This window comes from Rhodococcus sp. ENV425 (assembly GCF_002887785.1).
Classification (GTDB): Bacteria; Actinomycetota; Actinomycetes; order Mycobacteriales; family Mycobacteriaceae; genus Rhodococcus; species Rhodococcus aetherivorans.
The window spans coordinates 1-699 of sequence record NZ_PCZU01000110.1 but is presented as its reverse complement, the minus strand read 5'-3'; the positions used below and the strand labels follow the sequence as shown (position 1 = coordinate 699).

The following is a 699-nucleotide window of genomic DNA, read 5'->3' as shown; positions in this document are numbered from 1 at the left end:
GAGCCGCTCCCCGAGATTGTCCAGGCCCTCGAGTTGCTCGACCACGACCCCCTCGACGCGCAGATCGTGCCCCCACACGCGTTCGACGAGGGCCGCGTCGTGCACGCCCTCCACCCAGATGCGGCTGCCGCGCGCGACCCGCGCCCGCAACCCCTCGACCTTCGTGGACCCGGACGCGGACCGGGTGGGGCCGCCCGCCCTCGGCCGCGGCGCGGGCCGCACCAGCGTCACCGGCCGGCCGTCGAGGAGGAACGCGGCGGGGCGCAGCGCGAACAGCCGGGTGCACCGCGAAGCGTCCTCGAGCCGGACGAAGTCGCCGTCGTAGGTGCGTTCGATGCCGACGATCGCACCGCACCAACCGGACGCGACGTCCTCGACCACCAGGTCCTTCTCGGCGGGCACCTCGGGGATCGTGGGCTTACGGGCGCGCGGATGGCCGGCGAAGATGTCGCCGCCGTACATGTCGGGACTCACGCCCGCCACGTTAGGGCCGCCGCGGCCGCAGCGGCGGGAGGGCACGCCGACCGGCCGTGGCCCCGTCGCCGGGACGGCGCCTATGCTCGGAAACCGTGAGTTCACCCGGTCAGACCCTGACGGTGTGGGCCGGTTCCTGGTTGGCCGGGCACGCCGCACCGGACGACGTCATCGACGCCCTGCACGCCTGGGCGCCGATGCATCTGGTGGTCTCCCGCGACGAGC

The 699-nt window shown here is 74.4% G+C and carries 1 protein-coding gene; it reads right to left on the bottom strand.

Annotated features, from left to right (window positions below):
* Window positions 1–462 (bottom strand): DUF3097 domain-containing protein (locus CQZ88_RS30685; protein ID WP_258008516.1); only part of this gene is annotated, 462 nt, incomplete at its 3' end.
* Between the last annotated feature and the right edge of the window lie 237 nt (window positions 463–699).